This is a genomic window from Aquidulcibacter sp., assembly GCF_044346625.1.
GTDB lineage: Bacteria > Pseudomonadota > Alphaproteobacteria > Caulobacterales > Aquidulcibacteraceae > Aquidulcibacter.
Genome location: NZ_JBIIYV010000159.1, coordinates 1 through 2,902, shown reverse-complemented (window position 1 = coordinate 2,902; position 2,902 = coordinate 1). Strand labels below are relative to the sequence as shown.

3 protein-coding genes are annotated in these 2,902 nt (G+C 53.8%); 1 reads left to right on the top strand and 2 read right to left on the bottom strand.

Going from position 1 to position 2,902, the window contains the following annotated elements:
- Positions 1-509: 509 nt before the first annotated feature.
- Entirely contained in the window at positions 510-1,217 is a 708-nt protein-coding gene (locus tag ACIQ20_RS16440) for a polysaccharide deacetylase family protein (RefSeq protein ID WP_395782228.1), read from the bottom strand.
- Positions 1,201-2,094: an aldo/keto reductase gene (locus ACIQ20_RS16435; protein WP_395782226.1), complete on the bottom strand. Its 894-nt coding sequence runs from the start codon at positions 2,092-2,094 to the stop codon at positions 1,201-1,203. Before ACIQ20_RS16435 ends, ACIQ20_RS16440 begins: the two co-directional genes overlap by 17 nt.
- 382 nt (positions 2,095-2,476) lie before the next feature.
- Between ACIQ20_RS16435 and ACIQ20_RS16430 the strand changes: the two genes are divergently transcribed.
- A complete protein-coding gene (locus ACIQ20_RS16430) occupies positions 2,477-2,833 on the top strand; it encodes a pilus assembly protein TadG-related protein (RefSeq protein ID WP_395782224.1) in 357 nt (118 codons plus the stop codon).
- Positions 2,834-2,902: the final 69 nt, after the last annotated feature.

The following is a 2,902-nucleotide window of genomic DNA, read 5'->3' as shown; positions in this document are numbered from 1 at the left end:
ACCAACCGCCAATCCCCCCGCTCCGCCAGCTATGTGACGAGCGCTGCGCAGGGGGATTAGCTGTCACCGCGTGTTACACCACCAAATGGGACGTGATCATCACTTCATCCTGGTGGTCGGCGAACGTTTGTTTAATTAGTTTGCAAGATGGTGTACCTTTGCCCGAGCAGAGCAGCTTTTTCTGTGCTGGCAGGGTCAGACCCATACGCTCGGCGAGTTCCGACGCGCGATAGCGCTCTTGCCTCGATATTTCTCAATACGCGACCATGATATAGGTTATCGTGTTTTTGCGCGGATAGTCGTCCCGATAAGCTGTGAGGCTTGGGTTTTTAGGGCACATTCAGGTTGTTAGCCGGGACGCTTTGCGTCGATCTCCGCGACGGAGTTCGAGTATACTGTTTCCCCGCTGATGCCCGGGGCCAGTCCATTTATCCTGACAGTGTTCTTTGATGGCGGCCAGGTGTCTGCCAGTCGCCGGAAGCATTGATCAGGCTCACTCCAGTTGGTAATCAGACACTTGCTAAAGCTCGGATCACCATGCCTGGCGGCATGATTGTTGCTCCCAGCCCGACTGCCTCCCGGATGATCGCGCGCAAGGCGTCAGCGGGCAATGGACCCCAGCCTTCGTCATCCAGTCCATGAAAGCACAAAGTTAGCCATGCATCCGCACTGGTTATGAAGTTCGCGATCCGTGTTCGGGCGTCAGTGTCAATGGCGGGGGGCAAGGGAAAGCAGGCATCAAAGACAGAGCGGGTGCGATTCCACGCCACGGGATTAGTGCCAATATTGGCTTCAGATGCCCGGATGGCCCGCACCTGTGGCTGTAGCCAGTCCGCAAGCGAAGGCAAGATGTGATTATAGGCGCAGTGGTATATCAGGTCAGATGGGCCCGACAACTGCATTCTTTCGCAGAACAACCGCAGGCACGCTTCGATTTCAGCCTTTGCTTCGGCTTCGCTTGCCGTTCCGAGATGGATATGGTGGTGGCCGTGCGGCATCACTTCGTGGCCGCGCGCCGCAAGGGCGCGCCACAACTCAAAGTCACCAATTCTGCCTGAACGCACATAGTCGTCGGCTGAACCTGCGGGATCGGTCAATACACAGAAGCTGGCGGATGCGCCTTCGCCTTCAAAGATATCGGCAATTGCACGACAGGATTTTTCATAACCGTCATCAAAGCAAAAGCTGATAAAACGGGGTTCAGACGAGCCGTTCATAATGGTTCTTGGTCCAGACATGATAGGTGGTGATTTCATCGACGATGGCTTGGGGCAATGGACCATTGGCGGCGGCCTGCAAATTGGCGTGGACCAGTGCCCGGGTTGGGCAACCCAGTGTAATGGTCGACAAGCGCTGATCCGAAAGCGCGTATCGCACGGCCAATTCGCCAAGACTGTTGGCATGTGTCCCAACATAGGCTGTCCTCAGTGCGTCGAGACGCTTTTGATAGTCGGAAAAGGGCGCATGTTTGAGAAACAGGTTCTGGGCGAATTGAGCTTCAGTTAACGTGCCCGAAAGTCCGCCACTGTCGAGGACGCAACGACCGATCGTGGCGACACCATGTTTTTCGGCAAGAGGCAGAACACTCACTTTGGGACGTGATTCAAAGATATTGAAGATGAATTGGATGCAGTCGACCATGTTGCTCCGGATGATTTCAAGAAGCGCGTCATGCTCATGGTCCTGAGCGCTGACGGCAATAGCGCCGATTTTGCCTTCGCGCTGGAGTTTATGCAGGCTGTCGAACCACGCAGGTTCAAAACTCCACAAATAGAACCATTGATGGAGATGCAAGACGTCGACCCGTTCAACGCCCAGCGCTCTTAGACTTGCTTCGACAGAGTCTCGAATGGATTGCGGGGTGAAGGCGCTGGCGAGCGGGCGAAATTGGCGGAATGTCTTGGCCGTTAATGGCGCGATTTTGGTTGAGATGAGCGGCTTTTCGCCTTTCCAGGCACGCAGGCTCTTGCCGATGATTTCTTCCGAGCCCGGGTAAATTCGGGCTGTATCGATCATGGTCATGCCCTTCTCAAGAGCTAGCAGTAACGACGGAGAAATGCCGTTATTCAAATCAGGGTCCAATGCAATTCCCATTGCTCCGTAGGAGATCGGGGAAACCCTCCATCCAGTCTTTCCGAATTTTCTTTGGTCCATTGTATTTCTCCACAAGCAAGGCTTGACATATAGCATTGAATATCCGATTGGATAGTGAATATCATCCCGGGAACGGATTGCAAAAGCAAGAGCTGGCGAATGGCAGTGGCGAAAACAGCATTGCAGACCAATGGGCGCTGGTTCCGTGACAGGTCAGACCGAGCCTTACTGCGACGTGGTGTCGATCTGGGTGGGGATTGCAGAATTCCCTATGGCTTGGCCGAAGCGCTCCTGACGGCAACAGTTTTTAACGACCACACGACTGTCGGCTTCATCGGGTGTCCGTTCCTTCCCAAGGGCTACAACATTGGAAAATCCTGAGATGGAAAAACCCAAACTTCTGGCGAATCTTCGCCTTGAAAGAAGAATGGCTCGGGGGTCGATAGCCGTTGTTTTCGCCCTTGCCGCACTTGCCACCATACTTGTGGTTGGCATGACGGTTTCTTATGCCGAGAAGTTGAATTTGGAGACGAAGTTCCAAATCGCATTAGACTCCGCAACCTTAGCCGCAGCCAGGCTAGAAGATGAGGATATGGACCGAACCCAGATCGCAGAGCGCCACTTCGATTCGAACCTAACAACCGAAGAACGTGCAATGGTTACTGCGCTAGAATTCAAGATGACTGATGATAAGGACTTTGATCGTGTCCCACGGCGTGGTGTAACAGCGGCGTCATGATGTAGCCGGTTTAGGGCTGAGTTGATCATGTTCAGGGGACTGCGCTGAGCATGACGATGGGATCATTGC

Excerpts from the sequence above, each read along its gene's own strand:
- ACIQ20_RS16435 (WP_395782226.1), bottom strand. The coding sequence starts at position 2,094 with ATGGGAATTGCATTGGACCCTGATTTGAATAACGGCATTTCTCCGTCG.
- ACIQ20_RS16430 (WP_395782224.1), top strand. The coding sequence starts at position 2,477 with ATGGAAAAACCCAAACTTCTGGCGAATCTTCGCCTTGAAAGAAGAATG.
- ACIQ20_RS16440 (WP_395782228.1), bottom strand. The coding sequence starts at position 1,217 with ATGAACGGCTCGTCTGAACCCCGTTTTATCAGCTTTTGCTTTGATGAC.